Source organism: Pseudomonas sp. PF05, from assembly GCF_056521845.1.
On sequence record NZ_JBWLPW010000001.1, the window covers coordinates 1008210 to 1027850 of the forward strand.

Annotated in this window: 22 protein-coding genes; 9 read left to right on the forward strand and 13 right to left on the reverse strand. The window is 60.5% G+C overall.

Going from position 1 to position 19641, the window contains the following annotated elements; genetic code table 11:
• Positions 1–2 precede the first annotated feature (2 nt).
• The 6 genes from fliM to fliR are packed head-to-tail and all read left to right on the forward strand — an operon-like array spanning position 3 to position 3793.
• On the forward strand, positions 3–1058 hold the full coding sequence (gene fliM, locus AC09SL_RS04490; protein ID WP_058546279.1) for a flagellar motor switch protein FliM: 1056 nt from the start codon (positions 3–5) through the stop codon (positions 1056–1058).
• Positions 1051–1521 (forward strand): flagellar motor switch protein FliN, encoded by a 471-nt coding sequence (fliN, locus tag AC09SL_RS04495; protein ID WP_058546278.1) that lies wholly within the window; start codon positions 1051–1053, stop codon positions 1519–1521. Before fliM ends, fliN begins: the two co-directional genes overlap by 8 nt.
• A complete protein-coding gene (gene fliO, locus AC09SL_RS04500) occupies positions 1518–1937 on the forward strand; it encodes a flagellar biosynthetic protein FliO (RefSeq protein WP_058546277.1) in 420 nt (139 codons plus the stop codon). The genes fliN and fliO overlap by 4 nt, the downstream gene beginning before the upstream one ends.
• Complete coding sequence (fliP, locus tag AC09SL_RS04505) at positions 1934–2704, forward strand: flagellar type III secretion system pore protein FliP (protein WP_058546276.1); 771 nt, start codon at positions 1934–1936, stop codon at positions 2702–2704. The genes fliO and fliP overlap by 4 nt, the downstream gene beginning before the upstream one ends.
• A gap of 25 nt (positions 2705–2729) precedes the next feature.
• On the forward strand, positions 2730–2999 hold the full coding sequence (fliQ, locus tag AC09SL_RS04510; protein WP_058546275.1) for a flagellar biosynthesis protein FliQ: 270 nt from the start codon (positions 2730–2732) through the stop codon (positions 2997–2999).
• A 5-nt stretch (positions 3000–3004) separates the two neighbouring features.
• Complete coding sequence (fliR, locus tag AC09SL_RS04515) at positions 3005–3793, forward strand: flagellar biosynthetic protein FliR (RefSeq protein ID WP_058546274.1); 789 nt, start codon at positions 3005–3007, stop codon at positions 3791–3793.
• A gap of 131 nt (positions 3794–3924) precedes the next feature.
• Here fliR and flgL read toward each other — a convergent pair whose 3' ends face one another.
• From flgL to flgB, 11 genes are all read right to left on the reverse strand, one after another.
• Complete coding sequence (gene flgL, locus AC09SL_RS04520; RefSeq protein WP_058546273.1) at positions 3925–5121, reverse strand: flagellar hook-associated protein FlgL; 1197 nt, start codon at positions 5119–5121, stop codon at positions 3925–3927.
• A gap of 25 nt (positions 5122–5146) precedes the next feature.
• Positions 5147–6757, reverse strand: a complete 1611-nt coding sequence (gene flgK / locus AC09SL_RS04525) for a flagellar hook-associated protein FlgK (RefSeq protein ID WP_058546272.1) — start codon at positions 6755–6757, stop codon at positions 5147–5149.
• Between the two features lie 151 nt (positions 6758–6908).
• On the reverse strand, positions 6909–7862 hold the full coding sequence (flgJ, locus tag AC09SL_RS04530) for a flagellar assembly peptidoglycan hydrolase FlgJ (RefSeq protein WP_175360229.1): 954 nt from the start codon (positions 7860–7862) through the stop codon (positions 6909–6911).
• A gap of 8 nt (positions 7863–7870) precedes the next feature.
• Positions 7871–9025, reverse strand: a complete 1155-nt coding sequence (locus AC09SL_RS04535; RefSeq protein WP_058546270.1) for a flagellar basal body P-ring protein FlgI — start codon at positions 9023–9025, stop codon at positions 7871–7873.
• 11 nt (positions 9026–9036) lie between these two features.
• Positions 9037–9681, reverse strand: coding sequence for a flagellar basal body L-ring protein FlgH (locus AC09SL_RS04540; RefSeq protein WP_226921098.1), 645 nt, complete (start codon positions 9679–9681; stop codon positions 9037–9039).
• Between the two features lie 59 nt (positions 9682–9740).
• Complete coding sequence (gene flgG / locus AC09SL_RS04545) at positions 9741–10523, reverse strand: flagellar basal-body rod protein FlgG (protein ID WP_058546269.1); 783 nt, start codon at positions 10521–10523, stop codon at positions 9741–9743.
• Between the two features lie 31 nt (positions 10524–10554).
• Positions 10555–11310 (reverse strand): flagellar basal body rod protein FlgF, encoded by a 756-nt coding sequence (locus AC09SL_RS04550; protein WP_058546268.1) that lies wholly within the window; start codon positions 11308–11310, stop codon positions 10555–10557.
• Positions 11311–11313: 3 nt separating this feature from the next.
• On the reverse strand, positions 11314–12462 hold the full coding sequence (flgE, locus tag AC09SL_RS04555; RefSeq protein WP_058546267.1) for a flagellar hook protein FlgE: 1149 nt from the start codon (positions 12460–12462) through the stop codon (positions 11314–11316).
• A gap of 82 nt (positions 12463–12544) precedes the next feature.
• A complete protein-coding gene (locus tag AC09SL_RS04560; protein ID WP_058546266.1) occupies positions 12545–13222 on the reverse strand; it encodes a flagellar hook assembly protein FlgD in 678 nt (225 codons plus the stop codon).
• 3 nt (positions 13223–13225) lie between these two features.
• On the reverse strand, positions 13226–13633 hold the full coding sequence (gene flgC / locus AC09SL_RS04565) for a flagellar basal body rod protein FlgC (RefSeq protein WP_058546265.1): 408 nt from the start codon (positions 13631–13633) through the stop codon (positions 13226–13228).
• Between the two features lie 15 nt (positions 13634–13648).
• Positions 13649–14062: a flagellar basal body rod protein FlgB gene (flgB, locus tag AC09SL_RS04570; RefSeq protein WP_058546264.1), complete on the reverse strand. Its 414-nt coding sequence runs from the start codon at positions 14060–14062 to the stop codon at positions 13649–13651.
• Positions 14063–14223: 161 nt separating this feature from the next.
• Between flgB and flgA the strand changes: the two genes are divergently transcribed.
• From flgA to AC09SL_RS04585, 3 genes are all read left to right on the forward strand, one after another.
• Positions 14224–14934, forward strand: a complete 711-nt coding sequence (gene flgA, locus AC09SL_RS04575) for a flagellar basal body P-ring formation chaperone FlgA (protein ID WP_081264400.1) — start codon at positions 14224–14226, stop codon at positions 14932–14934.
• 86 nt (positions 14935–15020) lie between these two features.
• The gene (locus AC09SL_RS04580; protein ID WP_058546263.1) at positions 15021–15317 is read left to right on the forward strand and encodes a flagellar biosynthesis anti-sigma factor FlgM; all 297 of its coding nucleotides are present in this window, start codon (positions 15021–15023) and stop codon (positions 15315–15317) included.
• A gap of 39 nt (positions 15318–15356) precedes the next feature.
• A complete protein-coding gene (locus AC09SL_RS04585) occupies positions 15357–15788 on the forward strand; it encodes a flagella synthesis protein FlgN (RefSeq protein WP_058546262.1) in 432 nt (143 codons plus the stop codon).
• Positions 15789–15882: 94 nt separating this feature from the next.
• On the opposite strand, the gene AC09SL_RS04590 is transcribed toward AC09SL_RS04585, so the two are convergent.
• On the reverse strand, positions 15883–17655 hold the full coding sequence (locus tag AC09SL_RS04590) for an acyl-CoA dehydrogenase C-terminal domain-containing protein (protein WP_058546261.1): 1773 nt from the start codon (positions 17653–17655) through the stop codon (positions 15883–15885).
• Between the two features lie 162 nt (positions 17656–17817).
• Positions 17818–19440 (reverse strand): acyl-CoA synthetase, encoded by a 1623-nt coding sequence (locus AC09SL_RS04595; protein WP_058546260.1) that lies wholly within the window; start codon positions 19438–19440, stop codon positions 17818–17820.
• Between the last annotated feature and the right edge of the window lie 201 nt (positions 19441–19641).

Below are 19641 nucleotides of genomic sequence, written 5' to 3' on the forward strand. Positions count from 1 at the left end.
CCATGGCTATAGACGATTTGCTCTCCCAGGACGAGATCGACATGTTGATTCGCGGCGGTGTCGACGACGACGCCCCGGATGATGCCGCTACGCTCAAGGATGCCGATGTTCGTCCATACGATCCGGCGACTCAGCATCGGGTGATCCATGAGCGCTTACACGCTCTGGATATCATCAACGAGCGTTTCGCCCGCTACTTGCGCATGAGCCTGTTCAACCTGATCAGGCGCAGCATCGATATCACCGTCACCAGCGTGCGCTACCAAAGCTACAGCGACTTTTCCCTGCACATGCCGATGCCCACCAACATCAATCTGTTGGCGATGAAGCCGCTGCGCGGTACCGCGTTGGTGGTATTTCCGCCCAGTGTGGTGTTCATGGTCGTGGACAACCTGTTCGGTGGAGATGGCCGTTTCTTGACCAAGTCCGAAGGCCGGGAATTCACCCACACCGAGCAGCGCATCATCCGGCGTTTACTGGGCTTGACGGTGGACGCCTACAAAGACGCGTGGAAGTCTGTCTATCCCCTGGAAATCGAATACCTGCGTTCGGAGATGCAGGCCAAGTTCGCCAACATCACCAGTTCACCGAATGAAATCGTAGTCAATGCCACGTTTCATTTGGAGGTCGGCAACCTCTCCAGTGATTTCAACATCGTGATCCCCTACCTGATGATCGAACCGATGCGTCAGCTGCTTAACGGCCCTCTGACCGATGTCAATCCCGAAGAGGAGCGGCAATGGAACAAGCGCATGGCTGGCGAAATTACCCATTCAGAGATCGAGCTGATCGCCGACTTTGTCGAGATGGATGCGCGGGTCGGGCAAGTCATGGCGCTGAAAGTCGGTGACGTCCTGCCTATCGAACTGCCTGACATTGTCAGCGCTCGTGTCGACGGGGTGCCTGTCATGAAGTGCGAATTCGGTAGCCAGAACGGCGTGCGTGCCTTGCTCGTGAAGGAGTTGGTCGATCACTCCCTGGGCCTTGCCTCTTCCACTTCAACCAGCAAGTTCATCAAGGGCCATGTGTCCACCGCCAAGGAGTCTGACCATGACTGATTCAAGCCAAATCGAGCCACAGGAGGTCGATGACTGGGCCAGCGCCATGGCCGAGCAGGGCGCCGAGCCCCAGACCGATGACCCTTGGGCCACGGCCCTTGCCGAACAGGGCGAGGCGCAGGAAACCGCTGAACAGGCTGCCGCAGGCGTCGGCACCAGCGTCTTCAAGCCACTGCCGGTTCCACCACCCGTGGCCGCCGCGCGGGAGCTGGAGATGATCATGGACATTCCGGTCAAGTTGAGCGTCGAGCTTGGCCGCACGCGGATCACCATCAAGCAGTTGCTCGAGCTGGCCCAGGGTTCGGTGCTGGCCCTCGACGGCCTGGCGGGTGAACCCATGGACATCTTGATCAACAGCTACCTGATTGCCCAGGGGGAAGTGGTGGTCGTGGATGAGAAGTACGGCATCCGGATCACGGAGATCATCACCCCTTCCGAACGCGTACAAAAGCTCAACCGATGAGTCAGTTCAACCAGACACCCCCGGTGCCCCTTGGCGTCCCCTCGGACAGCCTGATGAACCTGGCATTACTCGGCAAGACCGCGTTGGCGCTGGGGCTGGTGGTCGCCTGCGTCTTGCTCTGCGGCTGGCTCGCCCGTCGTGTCGGAGTGCGCACCTTGAAGCCCGGTAACGTGATGCGCGTGGTCAGCAGCACAAGCCTGGGGCAGCGTGAGAAAGTGGTGATCGTCGAAGTTCAGGGCAAGTGGCTGGTGCTGGGGGTGACTGCGCAACAGGTCAGTGCGTTATCGCAGATGGATGCGCCGCCAGCCGACGCCGAGGGCGCCACCGCGACCGGCGATGGTTTTGCCGAGCGCCTGGCCGCTGCGCTGCGGCGCAGTAGCCCGCGCAGCGACGATCAGCCGGGGAGTCCGTCATGAGCAGGTCGGTTGCTTTTGCGCGGGGCTTGAAACGGGCGGCGCTGTCGGCCTTGTTGCTGGTTTCGCTGATGGCCAATGCCCAGGCTGAACCGGCGCTTCAGGAGTTGGCCGCTTTCACCGGGCAGGCTGGCGGTCAGCAATGGTCACTGAGCCTGCAAACCCTGTTGCTGCTCAGTGCCATGGCGTTCCTGCCGGCAGTGCTGCTGATGATGACCGGCTTTACCCGCATTATCATCGTCCTGGGTTTGCTGCGTACCGCCATTGGCACCACATCGGCGCCACCGAACCAGGTGTTGCTGGGGCTGTCGTTATTCCTGACGTTTTTCGTCATGTCCCCGACCCTCGATCAGGCCTATGAAAAAGCCTGGCTGCCCTTTTCCAAGGACGAGATCACGGTTGAACAGTTTCTCGACCAGGCGAGTCAGCCGTTTCGCACGTTCATGCTGGCCCAGACGCGCCAGGGCGATCTCGCGCTGTTTGCGCGCCTGGCTCAGATCGAAGACTTGCAAGGCCCTGAAGACGTGCCGATGCGGGTGTTGCTGCCGTCCTTTGTCACCAGCGAACTGAAGACGGCGTTCCAGGCCGGTTTCACGATCTTCATTCCGTTCTTGATCATTGATCTGGTGGTCGCCAGCGTGCTCATGGCGCTGGGCATGATGATGGTGCCGCCGTCGACGATTTCGCTGCCGTTCAAGCTGATGCTGTTTGTGCTGGTCGATGGCTGGCAGTTGCTGCTCGGCTCACTGGCGCAAAGTTTTTTCACCTGATGATGTGGCTTGGAGGACGTGGACAATGACACCGGAAATGGTCATGGACCTGGCTTACAAAGGGATGCGCATGAGTATGGTCGTGGCGGGCCCCGTGTTGTTCGTGACCCTGTTTATCGGTTTGCTGGTGAGCCTTTTCCAGGCCGCGACGCAGATCAACGAATCCACGCTGTCGTTCATCCCAAAAATTATCGGGGTGTGCGTGGTGCTGGTGCTGGCGGGTCCGCTGATCATGGAAATGTTGGTCGACTATACCCGCGCGCTGTTTAGCAGTTTGCCTACGCTGATCGGCTGACGTCGGTGATCGAGGTCAGTTCTGCGCAGTTGCAACTCTGGGTGAGCAGCTTCTTCTGGCCGTTCTGTCGGGTGTTGGCATTCCTGATGAGCGACCCGATCCTGGGTCATAAAAACGTTTCGAGCCAGGTCAAGGTCGGCCTGGCGATGCTCCTGGCTTTCCTGCTCGCGCCCAATCTGCCGCCCATGCCGGATGTCGCCCTGTTTTCATGGGCCGGTTTGGGGGTGATTGTGGAGCAGGTGTTGATCGGGATGTCCCTGGGCATGGTCATGCGCGTCACGCTGGCGGTGGTCGAGATGGCGGGCGATATTTGCGGCATGCAGATGGGACTGGCCTTCGCCACGTTCTTTTCCGCCGATACCAGTACCAACAGCCTGGTACTGTCTCGCTTTCTGAGCATGATCACGATCCTGATGTTTCTGGCGCTGGAGGGGCATCTGATGGTGCTCGAGTTGCTGGCGGCAACCTTCAAGAGTTTGCCGATCGGTAACCTGCACTTCGACCCCAATGCCTGGAACCTGCTCGCTCGCTATGGCAGCACGATTTTCCTCACCGGACTTTTGTTGGCGCTGCCTATGGTCGGCACGTTGCTGATCATCAACCTGGCCATGGGCATTCTGAACCGCGTCTCGCCGCAATTGACGGTGTTTTCCGTGGGCTTCCCGGCGACATTGTGCGTGGGGTTGGTGTTGCTGATGGTGGTGATGGGCGATCTGGGGCAGTTTCTCGCCAGGCTGATGACCAACACGCTGCAATTCATGCAGTACCTGATCGAACACATGGCGCGGCCATAAACCCACCCGGGCAACCCTGCGGGAGCCTGGCTTGCCTGCGAAAAACAATGACGCGCAATACCTGAAAACCGCGGCGCACTCTTCGCGGGCAAGGCTTGTTCCCACAGGTTGTTCGTGGCGATTGTGCGGTTTCAGATGTACTCGAACAACGACATTTTCTGAATACTGACGAAGGTCTGCTGGGCAGCCTGCAGCGCGACTTGCAGCGAGGTGTACTCGGTGACGGATTCGGTGTAGTCGGCATCCACCAGACCGGACAGGCGTTCGGTGTAGCTGAGCGCCAGGTCATCACCGATGGTGTCGAGCACTTCCAACTGATTCAACCGTGAACCCACTGAGGTCAGTACGGTCAGGACATTGTCCTGGGCATTGCTCAGTTCGCGACTGACCGTGGACAGGGTGTTGTTCAGGCTGGCTTGATCCGCTTCGGTCTCCACCGGCGTCTGCAACGCTGTGATCAGGTTTTTCAAGGTTGCGAACAGGTCCGGGTCGGCATCGGCCGCGGCGCTGACAGTGATGGTGTCGCCGTCGGCCGGGGTCCCACTGAGGGTCAGGGAGAGCCCGTTGACTTCAAGGGTGTCGCCGGAGGTATACGCAACCGGGTCTGCGCCATCGATGCTGTATTGAGCTGTGCCGTCGGCGGCTGTGCTGAAAGTCACGGTAAAGCCCGTACCGTAGGCGGCGTCCTCGGTGTCAGTGATGTCGGGGCCGTCGAAGGTCACGCTGCCGGTGTTGTCGCCGGCTTCGGCAATAAAACCTGCGGAGCTGCTGACCGACAGGAAAATCGACGCGCCGTTGTCGCCGCTGGTCATGGTCTGGGTGGAGCTGACCTGTTGCGTGACAACGTTGTCATCGCCCTGGTAGACCAGCTCGCCATCGGCATTTTCGGCGAAGGCCGGGCTCTGGCTCTGATAGCCGGAAAACAGGTAGTTGCCGTTGCTGTCCGTGGCATTGGCCAAGGTCACCAGCGTGTCGTAGACGCCTTGCAATGAGGTGGCGAGTGATTCGCGGTCGGCATCGCTCAAGGTGCCGTTGTTGGCCTGGACGACCAGGGCCATGGCACTGCTGATGGCATCGTTGATGCTATCGAGCGTACTTTCTTCCTGGGACAGCGAGGTCGTGATGGCACTACGTGAGTCGGCGTATTGCTCGTTGGCCGCGATCGCCTGGCGGACGTTGACGGCCTGGGCGGCGGCCAGGGAGTCGTCGGAAGGGGTTTCCACTCGCGTGCCGCTGGCCACTTGCTGGGCGGCGTCCTGGTAGGCGCTTTCCTGGGCGAGCATGGAATTCAAGCTTTGGTTGTAAATTGTCGCACTGCTCAGACGCATGGCGTGACGCTCCTTTCAGACGTTATCAGCTGATGTCCAGAATGGTATCGAGGAGGCTGGTGCCCACCTCGACGACCTTCGCACACGCCTGGTAATACTGTTGATAGACAATAAGGTTGGCCGCCTCTTCATCAAGGTTGACCCCCGATTCCGATTGCTGCAGCGTCGTCAATTGCTCGGTCAGGCTCGATTGGGTTTCCAGTTGGCCCGCGACTTTGCTGGCGGTGCTGCCCACGTCACTGACCAGTGCCGAGTAGGTTTGGCTGAGGGTAGAGGTGCCGCCCACAATGTTGTCTGTTTGCAAATCCAGCATCGCCAGGGCGTTGGTGTTATCGCTGCTGCCGGTCGAGGTGCCAGCCGCAAGCAGGCTCCCATCGCTGATCAGGGTGCTGAAACTGCTGGCGGCGGTGCGTGTGGGCAGCACCAGGAAACTGTCGCCGTTATCGGCGGTGCCACTGATGGTCACGCTCATGCCGGCGAACGCCAGGGTGCCGGAACTGCTGTCGTAGGTGGCGTCGACGCTGGCGCCAGTGTCGTTACGGGTCACGGTGTAGCCGTCGGTGTCGGAATAGCTGACGGTGTAGTCGCTGGCACTCAACGCACTCACATCATCGGTGAAGGTCGCGGTCAGAGTGGCGTCACCGGTATTGCTGGTATTGCCGTAGATGCTCGGATCGTCGACCGAAAACAGCGCTGTGCCGGTGTCGCCATTGAGGTCGATACCGGCTTGCTGCAAGGTGTTGAAGGCTTGTGTCAACGAGACTGCCAGCAGCCCCAACTGGTTTTGCGTGTCGGTCAGCGTGGTGTCGCGAAAATCCATCAGCCCGCCCAGGGAACCCCCTTCGAACGTTGCGTCATCCAGCACCGTGGTATTGCCGGCGGCGTCCACGTAGGCGACCACTGTTTGGGTCGGGTCGCTGGCCGAAACGCTGGTTTGCAGTTCGAAACTGTCATTACCGGCGACCAGCGCCAGGCCGTTGCTCAGCGATACGCTGTAACTGCCGTTGTCCTGAGTGGTGATATCGACGTCCACCAACTCACTGAGCTGGCTGACCAGCAGGTCCCGTTGATCGAGCAGGTCGTTGGAGGTGGTGCCCAGGGCGTCGGCAAGGCCGATTTTTTTGTTGAGGTCGGCGATCTGCTCGGTGAGGTCATTGATCTGTGTGACTTGGTCGTCGATCTGGCTGTTCACATCGTCCGCCATGTCGTCCAGGTAACTGCCCAATTGGGTGAACTGGGACGCCAGTGTTTCAGCTGCACCGATGACTTCTTCTCGTGCTGCGGTGTCGCTGGCGTCCGAGGTCAGCGTCTGGATGGCCGAGAAGAAGCTTTGCAGCAGGGTATCGAGGCTGGCATCGCCATCGGCCAACAGACTGTCGATCTGATCGACTTCGGTCTGGTAGGTCGAGAGCGCGCTTTCAGCGCTGATCGAACTATTGAGCTGGGTGGTGACGAACTGGTTGTACTGGCGGTCGACACTGGAGATTTGCACGCCACTGCCCGAAGTGGACTCGGAGAAAGTGGCGACCTGCAGGGTATAGCCTTCGGTATAAGCGTTGGTGGTGTTGTTGCTACTGGTACTGAGGGCAATCTGTGCGGCGCTAAGGCCGCTGACGCCAATGGAAATAATGCTCATTGAGAAGCTCCTAAGCTACGTATTGCGCACTATCGGCCCCGTGAAAGTGCAACTTGACCGGTGAGCTCGATTCTTTTCAAAAACTTTTCGGCGATGTTCCCGTGAGCGGCGCAATGACTGACGATCCGGGCCGTCGGCGCTGCGTGTTCAATCACTGTTGCCGGTGTGCCACGGGCGGTACGCTGGGGCGTAGCGGACCGATAGTCGCCATTACCGAGATCAGCTTTTGCGCGTACTGCGGGTCGGTGGCGTAGCCGCCTTGTTGCAAGGCGAGGGCGGCCTGGGGCGCATCCGTGGCATTGCGTACGGCGGCATAGCCGGGGCGGGTGCTGATCAAACGGGCGTAATCGTTGAAGGCGGCCTCATAAGATGAGTAGACGCGGAAGCTCTCGACCTGCTTTTGCGCCTCGCCCGCGGCGTATTCAGTGGTCATGACCTGCGCGGTCGGGCCTTGCCACTGGCTGCCGGCCTTGATCCCGAACAGGTTGTGGCTGTCGGCGCCATGGGCGGTGGTGATCTGGCGGCGTCCCCAATCGGTTTCCAGCGCGGCCTGGGCAAGGATCAGTTCGGCCGGCACGCCACTGCTGTTCGCGGCTTTTTGCGCCGACTCGTTCAGCCGTGAAACGAACGCCTGCACATGCTCGGGACGTTCGTTGTCCGTTCCGCTGACTTCACGGCGCTTCCACGCTTCGAACGCCTGGGTCTGGGCCGCATTCGCAAAGGGCGAGGCCGCTGCGGTGCTGCGCGCCGATGGCACGTCGAAGAACAGGGCTGCCTCGCTCTCAACGTCGGCGCTGACGTCACTGGGCTTTGTGAAGTGGCCACCCAGTTGTCGAGTCAATTGCTCGGCCAGGCCGATGCCCTTTCCCGACAAGCTCTGGGCCCATTGCTGGTCGAGCATCTCAGTGTACAGCTCGGTTTGCGAGTCGCTGGACATCTCCGATTTTGGAATCGCCGCCCGCATGCTCTTGAGCATCATCTGCAGGAATAAAGCTTCAAACTGCTTGCTGGCCTCTTTCAGGCTTGCCCCCGGGTCCTGCTGCGAACGCCGTTTGAGTTGCTCCAGGCCCTGGACATCAAGGGCAAATCCGTCGGTGCTGCCCATCATGCTCATCAGATGATCTCCAGCTCTGCCCGCAGGGAACCGGCTGCCTTGAGGGCTTGCAGGATGACCATCAGGTCTTGCGGGGTGGCCCCCAAGGCGTTCAAGCCCTTGACCACGTCCATCAAGTTCGCCGTGCCTTCGAGCAAATGCAGCGAGCCTCCCTGGGACTCGATGGAGATATCGCTTTTAGACGTCACGGCGGTCTGCCCGCCACTGAAGGCACCGGGTTGGCTGACGGTATTGGTGGTGTCGATGATCACCGAGAGGTTGCCGTGAGCGACTGCTGCGCGGTAGAGCTTCACCGAGCTGTTGAGCACCACCGAGCCGGTGCGCGAATCGAGAATCACCTTGGGGCGCATCGGGGCCGGCAATACCTCGATGCTTTCGATGCGCGCCATGAAGTTAACCCGCTCATTGGGTGAGCGCGGTCCCTGGATCTGGATCATGCCGCCGTCCATGGCCGACGCCACGGTGTTGCGCAACTCGGTGTTGATGGCATAGACCAAACGCTGGGCGGTGGCGGAGTCTGGCTCATGCAGGTTGAGGTTGAGCAAGCCATTGTCGGTACTCAGGTGCAGTGGAACCGCACGCTCGACAATGGCGCCCCGGCTGATGCGTCCTCCAGCCAGTTGATTGACTTGCACGCTGCTGCCGTTGGCCGAGGCGCCCGCACCGCCGACCAGCAGGTTGCCTTGTGCCACGGCATAAACCTCGCCGTCAGCGCCCTTCATGGGGGTCATCAGCAAGGTGCCGCCGCGCAAGCTGCGGGCATTACCGATCGAAGACACAACCACGTCAATCTGCAGTCCTGGGCGAGACAGTGCTGGCAGGTTGGCGGTGACGATCACCGCGGCGATGTTGCGCATCTGCATGTTGGCATCCGCCGGCAAGGTGACGCCCAGCTGCGACAGCATGTTGGTCAGGCCTTGTTCGGTGAACGGGCTCTGGGTGGTCTGGTCGCCGCTGCCGTCCAGGCCCACCACCAGGCCATAGCCCACCAGGCTATTGGGCCGTATCCCGGCAAAATCGGCGATGTCGCGAATCTGCTCGGCCTGTACCGTGCCGCCTGCCAGCAACGCGCCGGCACACAATAGGATGCGCAGGATTCGGCATCCAGATCGGGCGGCGCGCAGCAGTGATTGAATGAATACAGTGTCAGCCATGGTTCCCGTACTCAAAATGGAGAGATGTTAAGGAGGACGCGATGGAGCCAGCCCATACGCTGCGCTTCGTTGATGTAGCCATCACCGACGTATTCGATCCGGGCCTGGGAAACCTGGGTCGACGACACCGTGTTTTCTCCGGTAATGGTCCGGGGATTGACCACGCCGGAGAACCGGATGAATTCGGTGCCCTGGTTGATTGCAATCTGTTTGTCGCCCCGCACCCGCAAGTTGCCATTGGGCATCACCTGCATGACCGTCACGGAAATCGTGCCAGTGAAGGAGTTGTTGGCCTGGGAGCCGCCGCCACCGCTGAAGTCGTGGGTTGTCGAGGCGTCGAGCCCGAAATCGCCGACCTGGGAGGCGCGGCTGGAGGTGGTCGCCAGGCTCAAGCCCATGGAACCGGCGCGGTTGGCATTGGATGAGGAGGTCTTGCTGGCGCTGACTTGTTCTTCCAGTTCGATGGTCAGCGTGTCGCCGATCATCCGCGGACGCCGGTCCTCGAACAAGGGTTGCGGCCCGCGGCTGCCCTGGTAGATCGAACCGTTGGCCAGCCGGGCGGGCGCCTCTGGTACCTGCATTTGCTCGTCCGGTACGACGGGCTTGCGGGGCAATTGTTCGCAACCTGCGGTTGCCAACAAAGCGGCCAGTACCATCGATAGAGGCCATCCCGATAAGGGCTTATGCGCCATTTTCTGTGTCTCGAACATGGCGGTCAGAGTTGAGTCAGACGCTGTAGCATCTCGTCCGAACTCTCGACGGCCTTACTGTTGATTTCGTAGGCGCGCTGGGTCTGGATCATGCCTACCATTTCCTCCACGACGTTGACGTTGGAGGTCTCGACGTAACCCTGGGACAGGGTTCCACCGCCATTGAGCCCGGGTGTGGTTTCGGTCGGGGACCCCGAGGCGTCTGTCTCCAGATACAGGTTCTGGCCGATGCTCTGTAAGCCTGCCGGGTTGATGAACAGCGCCAGATTCAGTTGCCCGACCTGGGTCGAGGTGGAACTGCTGGGTTGGGTCACCGAGACGATCCCGTCAGTACTGATCGAGATGGCTGTGGCGTTGGCCGGAATGGTGACCCCCGCCGAGAGCTTGTAGCCGTTGGACGTGACCATTTCGCCGTTCGAGTCGAGCTGGAAGCTGCCGTCACGGGTGTAGGCGGTGGTTCCATCCGGCATGTCGACCTGGAAAAAACCCAAGCCATTGATGGCCAGGTCTTTGGAGTTGCTGGTCTCTTCGAGATTGCCTTGGGTATGCAGGCGTTCGGTGGCGACTTCACGCACCCCGGTACCTACCTGCAAACCGGAAGGCAACCGGGTGTCGGTACTGCTTTGTGCACCTGGTTGGCGTACGTTCTGGTACACCAGGTCTTCAAATACCGCTCGTGACCGCTTGAAGCCATTGGTGCTGACGTTGGCCAGGTTGTTGGCAATCACGTCCATTTGCCCCTGCTGGGCTTCCAGGCCGGTTTTGGCCGTCCACAGTGATCTGATCATCGATCGGTTCCTTAGTCATTCAACCGTGAGGTCAGCCCTGCAGGGAAAGCAGGCTATTGGCGGTCTTGGCGTTTTCGTCGGCAGTACTGATGGCTTTCATCTGCATTTCGTAGCGTCGCGAGTTGTCGATCATGGCGACCATGGCGCTGGTAGGGCTGACATTGCTGCCTTCCAGCGCGCCGGGAGTCACGTGCATGGTTTCGTCGGCTGGCAGTGGTTGCACGGCGCCGCTGGCATCCGGCAACGCTCGGAACAGACCGTCGGTACCGGCCTGCAGGGTGCCGGGCAAGGCCGATACCAACTTCAGTCGACCCACTGGACTCAAGCCCCGGGGCTCCATGCCGAGCTCACGAACACTGATCGTGCCATCGCTGCCCAGGGTGATTTCGCTGCCCAGCGGCACGGTGATCGGACCACCGTCACCGATGACCGGGCGGCCACCCACGGTCATGGCACCGGTGCCATCGACCTGCAAGTCACCTCGGCGCGTGTAGGCCTCTTTGCCGTCGGCGGTTTGCACCGCCAGCATGCCGTTTTCACCGAGCGCGACATCCAACGCCCTGTCGGTATGGGTGATTGGCCCTTCGGTCCAATCGACGCCCAACCCGTTTGCAACGACGGAGACGCGTGTGGGCAAACCCTCGCCTGCGACAGGCGAGGACTGCATTTCGACCAACTGAGAGCGAAAGCCCGGCGTCACGATATTGGCCAGGTTGTTGGCCACGACGGCTTGCTGTTCGAGGGCCTGATTGGCCCCGCTCATGGCCGTGAAGAGCATGCGATCCATGCGTCAGGACCCGATGTTCACGGCTTGCTGGAGCACTTCGCTTTGTGCCGTGACCGACTTGGCATTGGCCTGGAAGTTGCGCTGGGCGATGATCAGGTTCACCAGCTCTGCGGTCAGGTCGACGTTGGAGTCCTCGGTCGCACCACTGAGGATCGAACCCAGGGAGCCGCTGCTGGCAACGCCCAGCAAAGCCTGGCCGGATTCGGCGGTGGCAAGCCAGGTATTGTCGCCGTTGGACTGCAAGCCGTTTTCATTGCTGAACGTGGCCAGTTGAATCTGGTCGATGTCTTGGGTCTGGTCGTTGGAGTAGGTGGCAACGACCATGCCGGTGTCATCGATGGTAAAGCTCACCAGGCTGCCGGAGGTGTAGCCGTTTTGAGAGATGTCGGACACTTCGGAATCGTTGCCGAACTGCGTCGTGCCGGTCAGGTCCAGCGCGATGGTCATGGCCGCGGCGCCATTGTCCGGGTCATAGGTGTAGGTGCCGGTTTCGCCGCTGGTGATCAGGCCGCTGGAGCTGAACTCCACGGTTTGTGTCTCGGTCAGCAGGTTGCCGTCGATTGCGGTATGGACTTCCCAGGTGTTCTCGGCGGTTTTGCTGAAGTAAAGCGTGCTGGTGTGGCTGACGCCCAGGGAATCGTAGAGGGTCGTACTCGTTGAATAGGAGTAGGTCGACGAGTCGGTCAGGTCGAAGGTGTCGGTGATGATGTCTTCACTGGCGTCCAGGTTCAGTTCGGCGTCCACTTCGGTACTGGCGCTGGCCTGCATGCCGGCCGTCGGGATCTGAATGACGCCGTTGACGCCCAGCAATTGATCGCCGGCGGCGTTTTCCAGGTAGCCATCGGCGGTCAGGGTCAATTGACCGTTGCGTGAGTACACGGTTTGCGTGCCGTCGGTGAAGGTGAGGAATCCCTCACCGTTGATCGCCAGATCCAGCTCGTTATCGGTGGTTGTCAGGCTACCGGAGGCGAAGTTCTGGACCACACCTGAAACCGAGGTCCCCAGGCCGACATCGGCGCCGGAATAGACGTCGGCGAACTGAGTCGTGGAGCTTTTGAAACCGACGGTCTGGGAGTTTGAAATGTTGTTGCTGACGACGTTGAGGTCAGTGGAAGCAGCCGTCAGACCACTAAGCGCTTGGGAAAAAGCCATGGTATTTCTCCTGAAATGCGAACGATGACTGACCAGTCTTGGCAACTGCGGACAATGGCCGGTTATGAGTGAGGCAAATTGATCAAAGCACCAGGCTGATGTCGCTCAGCGCGACGTTTTCATTGACGCCACCCAGATCGAGCGCCACTTCGTTGCTGCTGTCGGTGGTCACGCCTGTCACCAGGGCGTATTTCAGCGCGGTGGTGGTCACGGCGGTGTCGTCGGCAGTAGCGCTGATGGAGAAGGTGTAGGCCCCGTCGGCTGCGGTCGTGCCGTCGTCCTGTAACCCGTCCCAGGTCATGGCTTGGGTGCCGGCGCTCATGTCGCCTTCATCCAGGGTACGAACCACCGTGCCGCTGCTGTCTTTGATGGTGACAGTGACGCTGTCGGCGTCACTGTCCAGGGTCACGCCGAAGGTGGTGGCGACGCCACTGGCGACCTGGATGGTGTTGCCGTCGATCAACACGCCGTTGCCCACCAACGCCGAGGCTTGCAGGGTCTCGCTGGCGCTGATCTGGCTGGAGATGCCCTCCAGCGTGGTGGTCACCTCCTCGATGCTGCTGATGGTGCTGATCTGTGCCAGCTGGGTGACCATTTCGCTGTTGTCCATCGGGTCGGTCGGATCCTGGTTCTGCAATTCAGTCGTCAGCAGCGTCAGAAACTGATCTTGCAATTCATCCGAGGCCGAAGCCGTGCTTTCAGCGGTCGTACTGCTGCTGTTCATGGTCGAGAGGACAGAACTGGAAATCGTGCTAGCCATGGTTTACGCCTCACCTAGAGTCAAAGTTTTCAGCATCATTTCCTTGCTGGTAGACATGACTTCGACGTTGGCCTGGTAGGAGCGCGAAGCGGAGATCATGTTGACCATTTCGCCCACGGGCTCGACGTTGGGCATGGTCACGTAGCCCTCATCGTTGGCCAGTGGGTCGCCGGGACGGTACTCCTGGCGCATGGGGGAGCCGTCTTCGACCACCTGGCTCACCCGTACGCCACCAATGCGGTTGCCGGCCTGGTATTGCGATTCGAAGACCACCTGGCGGGCGCGATAGGCCTCGTTGTCGGGGCCGCTGGTGGTGTCGGCGTTGGCCAGGTTGCTGGCCGTTACGTTCATGCGCTGGGACTGGGCGCTGAGCGCGGAACCGGCGATATCGAAAATGCTGAACATCGACATAGTGTTTTCCCCGCTTTATTCGGATTGCATGGCTGTCTTGAGTGCCTGCAACCGGCTGCTCAGAAATGTCAGGCTTGCCTGGTACCTGACGGCGTTATCGGTGAACTGCGCACGCTCGCGGTCCATGTCCACGGTGTTGCCGTCAAGGCTTGGCTGGTCAGGCACGCGATAGAGCAGGGTGCGGCTCGAGAGGCTGTTGCAGGCTGCATGCAGGTGGCGGTCCGAGGTGGTCGTCAGCGTCATGCCACGCTCATTGGCGCGACCCTTTTGCAGCGAGTTGGCCAACTCGGTACTGAAATCAAAATCTCGCGCCCGGAAGTTGGGGGTGTCGGCGTTGGCAATGTTGTTGGCCAATACCTGCTGGCGCTCAGCGCGCAAACTCATTGCGTTCTGCTGGAAGCGCAGCTCGTTGTCGAGCTTGTCGATCATGTCGGCGAACCTGTGCTTCAAATAATTGAACGGCTCGCAGGTTAGTCCCAAGGTCGTCGATGCAAAGGCTGAAACAGGCCGCTATTTGACGACCAATTCAGGCCTTGCCTTGTCGCCAGGGAGCCTAAAATTCTCCACTCGCTACCTTGAGGGTTGGCTTGATGACAGGGTTTTTCCGGCCTCGTGCGCTGCTCAGCCACGTCTGCCTGCGCCAATGGGTTTTGATTGCACTGCTACAGAACGGCATCGCCATGGCTCAACCGAGTGAGCTGCAAGAGCAGGTGCGTCACTTGATTGAGCCGCGCCTGCCGCCTCGCAGCCAGCAGGTGCAGATCGACATCGGGCAGCCGGCCGCACGGATATCGGCGTGCGAAAGACCTTTGCCGTATCTGGTGCATCCTGAGCAAAGCGTGTTGGGTCGCGTGGCGGTTGCCGTGGGTTGTGAAGGAAACGAAGGCGTAACCGGCTATCTTCAGGTCAGTGTGAGTGCGGTCGGCGATTATGTGGTCAGCCGGCAAAGGATCGCGGTGGGTGATGTCGTCAAGGCCAATATGCTGGAAATCCGGCGTGGCGCGCTGGAGCGCTTGCCCAAAGGTAGCGTGCTTATGCCAGAGCAGATCATTGGCCTTCAGGCCAGTCGCAGCTTCAACCGCGGTGCCGCCCTGGCACTGAACAATTTTCGCCCGCGCTGGCTGGTGGAGCGCAATCAACGTGTGGTGCTGCAAGCCAAAGGCGCCGGGTTCACTATCCGGCGTAATGGCAAGGCACTGGACAATGGCCGACTGGGTAGCAGCGTCAGGGTACTGAGCAGCGACGGCAAGCTGCTCAATGCGCAGGTTGTTGGCCAGAGTGAGTTGTTACTGCGTTATTAAAATGTTTGCCAAATCCCGATCACCGGTCAAAGTTTGCCTTCTCGATTGCCGATAGTGACCCAACAACAGCCAACGAAGCCTCTAACGTGAAAATCATAAGCGCTAACCTGACCAATACCCTTGCGCCGACCGACAGCAAAGTGCCCGGCACCAGCTCGCAACGAACCGAGCTCCAGACGCTGGACGCGCCGCTCGATGACGGCGTGCAGGTCTCCAGTATCAGTGCCATTGCCGATGTTCAAAGTGCGTCGGATGTCGATATGGAAAAAGTCGCGGCCCTGCGCCAGGCCATCGAGAGCGGCACCCTGCAAATCAGCTCGGAGTCGATCTATGAAGGCTTGGCGGCGAGTGCCAGAGAGACGCTCGATAGCGATATGGCCTGAGCGATACGAAAAACCGACACCGATGAGTTTCAGGTACCTATGAGTCTGGCTAAACATTTGGAGTTGCAGCAGCAGGCCATCGTGGAGTTGGTCGAACTGCTGGAGCAGGAACGCCGCGCCTTGGCTCAAGCCAGGGTCGATGGCGAAAAACTGAGAGAGCTGACGGCAAGCAAACAGGTGGCGCTGCAGAAACTGGAGCAGTTGGAGGCCAGTCGTTATGGGGCGCAACTGAAACTCGGCTATGGGCCTGGCCGAAAAGGCGCGTTCAGGGCGGCTCAAGAGGCCGACTGTCTGGCTGCCTGGCGGCAAATGCAGGCGTTGGCGTTGCGCGCCCGAGAAATAAATACTTCCAATGGCGCGACCCTCAGCCTGCGCATGACGTACAACCAGCGCATCGTCAGCTTCCTCAACAACCTCGTCGGCAACAAACTGTACGGTCCGGACGGTCGAGCCGTGCGCAACAGTGTTTAAGTCGTCGCATATTCTGACCGCGCGGCGGGAAGTCTGTGTCGACCAGGTTGTGCAGGGGCTCGACGGGTGTGCAGGTGTTCGGCGTTATCCGGCCTCAGAACTGTTCGGGTTGCAGTTGCAACAGTGACGGGCTGCCGGCGCGGATGCTTTGTTCCAGGCTGAGGATGCGCGGCAGCAGACGGCTGAAGTAGAAGCGCGCGGTGCCCAGCTTGGCGCCATAGAACGTAGGGTCTGTGGCGTGTTTGTGGTCGGCTGTCTGGGCCATGCGTGCCCACATGTACGCGTAAGCGACGTAGCCGAACATGTGCAGGTACTCGACGCAGGCGCTGCCGATGGCGTGGGGATCGAGGCTGGCCTGTTGCTGCAGCCAGTCGCTGAGGCTTTCCAGGCGTTGCACGGCGTCCAGTAGCTCGGCGGCATAGGCGGCGCCGGGCAGATAAGCGAAGTCACGGATCTGAGCGGTGAACAAACGCAGGGCCACGCCGCCGTTGCCCACTACTTTGCGTCCCAGCAGGTCGAGGGCCTGGATGCCGTTGGTACCTTCATAGATTTGAGCGATGCGCACGTCGCGTACCAGTTGTTCCTGGCCCCATTCGCGGATGTAGCCGTGGCCGCCGAATACCTGTTGGCCATGGATGCAACTGTCCAGGCCGGTGTCGGTGAAGAAGGCCTTGGCCACTGGCGTCAGCAGGGCCACCAGGGCTTCTGCATCAAGCCGCTCCTGGGGATGGTCGCAGAACTTGGCCAGGTCCAGTTGCTGGCCGACGTAGCAGGCGAAGGCCCGGCCGCCTTCGGTCATGGCCTTCATGCTGAGCAGCATGCGTCGTACGTCGGGATGGACGATGATCGGGTCGGCGATCTTGTCCTTGGCCTGGGCGCCTGCGGGGGAGCGGCTCTGGATACGTTCCTGGGCATAGCGGCGGGCGTTCTGGTACGAGGCTTCGGCGCAGCCAATGCCTTGGATACCAATGGACAGCCGCTCGTAGTTCATCATGGTGAACATCGCCGCCAACCCCTTGTTGGCCTCACCGATCAGCCAACCACTGGCACCGTCGAAATTCATCACGCAAGTGGCTGAGGCCTTGATGCCCATCTTGTGTTCGATCGAACCGCAGATGACGGCGTTGGCTTTCCCGAGCGTGCCCTGCGCATCAACGCAGATTTTCGGTACCAGGAACAGCGAGATGCCCTTGGGCCCGGCGGGCGCATCCGGCAGCTTGGCCAGGACCAGGTGAATGATGTTTTCCGTCAGGTCCTGCTCGCCGCCGGTGATGAAGATCTTGCTGCCGGTGATCTGGTAACTGCCATCCGCCTGGGGTTCGGCACGGGTGCGAATGATGCCCAGGTCGGTGCCGGCATGGGCTTCGGTCAGGCACATCGAGCCGGCCCAGCGCCCCTCGTACATCGGTGGCAGGTACAGGGCCTTGAGTGCTTCGCTGGCGTGGGCGTCGATGGCCAGGCAGGCGCCGGAGCTCAGCGCCGAGTACAGGGCGAAGCTGGAGTTGGCGGCGTAGAGCATTTCTTCGAACTGTACGGCGAGCATCTTTGGCATCCCCATGCCGCCGTAGGCCGGGTTGCCGCTCAGACCGACCCAGCCGCCGTCGATGTAGGTCGAGTACGCCGCCTTGAAACCGCTCGGCGTGCTGACCTGGCCGTCGTGCCACAGGGCACCTTCCTCGTCGCCGCTGCGGTTGAGTGGAAAGATCAGGCTATGGGTGACCTTGGCGGCTTCTTCGAGAATCGCATCGGCGGTGGCGGCGTCGACGGTATGCGCCAGCGCGGGCAGGCGGGCCCACAGGTTCGGTGCGTTGAAGACTTCGTGCAGGACAAAGCGCATGTCGCGCAACGGGGCGTTGAATTCGGGCATTGCAATGAACCTCATGCAAGGAAAGGAGGGGGTATGGCGCAGTCGCGCGGTTCACGGATCACGATTTCAGGCACCGCTGACGTGCGGGTGCTCGCTTGCCCACGAGACGGCCGGTGAGAGGCCGGGTCTGTCAACGATGCCTGGGGTTTTTCGGCGGTCGGGCTAGAGATTCTTCGCCATGTCGCGCAGTACGAACTTCTGGATCTTGCCGGTGGAAGTCTTGGGCAACTGGGTGAAGACCACCGTGCGTGGCACCTTGAAACCTGCCAGGTGCTCGCGACAGAAGCTGATGATCTCGGCTTCGCGCACGTCTGTATGGTCGGATTTCAGGGTGATGAAGGCGCAGGGTGTTTCACCCCATTTTTCGTCAGGACGGGCCACCACGGCGGCTTCCAGCACCGCCGGATGTCGATAGAGCACGCCTTCGAGTTCGATGGTGGAGATGTTCTCGCCACCGGAAATGATGATGTCCTTGAGCCGGTCGCGGATTTCCACGTAGCCATCGGCATGGGTCACGGCCAAGTCGCCGGTGTGGAACCAGCCCCCTTCAAAGGCTTCGGCGGTGGCGCTGGGGTTCTTCAGGTAGCCCTTCATCACGGTGTTGCCGCGCATGAAAATCTCACCGATGGTCTGGCCGTCATGCGGGGTTGGTTCGAGGGTCCTTGGATCGGCCACCATCAACCCTTCCAGGGTCGGGTAGCGTACGCCTTGGCGAGCCTTGATCTGGGCTCGCTGTTCCAGTGGCAACTCATCCCAGGCCGCGTGCCAGGCGCATAGGGTCACCGGCCCGTAGACTTCGGTCAGGCCATAGACGTGGGTGACCTTGATGCCCATTTCCTCGACGGCGCCAATCACCTTGGCCGGCGGTGCCGCTCCTGCAACCATGGCACTGACCGGATGGTCGATCGCGGCCTTGGCCGAGTCGGGCATGTTCACCAGGGCATTGAGCACAATGGGCGCACCGCAAAGGTGGGTGATCTGATGTTCGCGAATCAGGTTGAGGATTTTTTGCGGATCGACCCGGCGCAGGAACACATGGACGCCGGCCAGGGCGGTCACGGTCCAGGGATAGCACCAGCCGTTGCAGTGGAACATCGGCAAGGTCCAGAGGTACACCGGGTGATTGCCCATGGCCCACGTCATCTGGTTGCCGAGGGAATTGAGGTAGGCGCCGCGGTGGTGATACACCACGCCTTTGGGGTTGCCGGTGGTGCCGGAGGTGTAGTTCAGGGAAATGGCCTGCCATTCATCGTCTGGCCACTGCCAGGTGAAGTCCGGGTCGCCCTCGGCAAGAAACGCCTCGTAGTCCAGTTCACTGACCGCCAGGCCTTCGCCATATTCCGGATCGTCGAGGTCGATCACCAGGGGCGGGTGGTCGAGCATGCCGATGGCCGCTTGCACCACGTCATGGAACTCACGGTCGGCGATCAACACCTTGGCTTCGCCATGGGCCAGCATGAATGCGATGGCTTCGGCATCCAGGCGTACGTTGAGGGCATTGAGCACCGCTCCGATCATCGGCACACCGAAGTGCGCTTCAAGCATGGCCGGAATGTTCGGCAGCATGACCGCCACCGTGTCGTTTTTGCCGATGCCGCGACCGGCCAGGGCTGAGGCGAGGCGCCGGCAGCGACTGTAAGTGTCGGCCCAGGTGCGCCGGATCGAGCCGTGGATCACGGCTGGATAATCGGGATAGACGCTTGCGGTGCGCTCGATGAAGCTCAGGGGTGTAAGGGCGATGTGGTTGACGCCAGTTGGCGCAAGACCTTGTTCGTAGATGGACATGGCTGGGGTACCCGGTGGCTGATTATTAGCTCTATTGGCCGAGGTTCTCGGGGTCACGGGCTGCCGGTGCTAGCTCAATCGCAGTGCGATTGTCGACAGGCGCGTTCACCACGGAAAAGCTCGGTGACTTATCCGGGGGAATTTATATACTGTTTGCCGATTGATATGGAAGTACTACCTGAGTTGTATAGTATATGTACC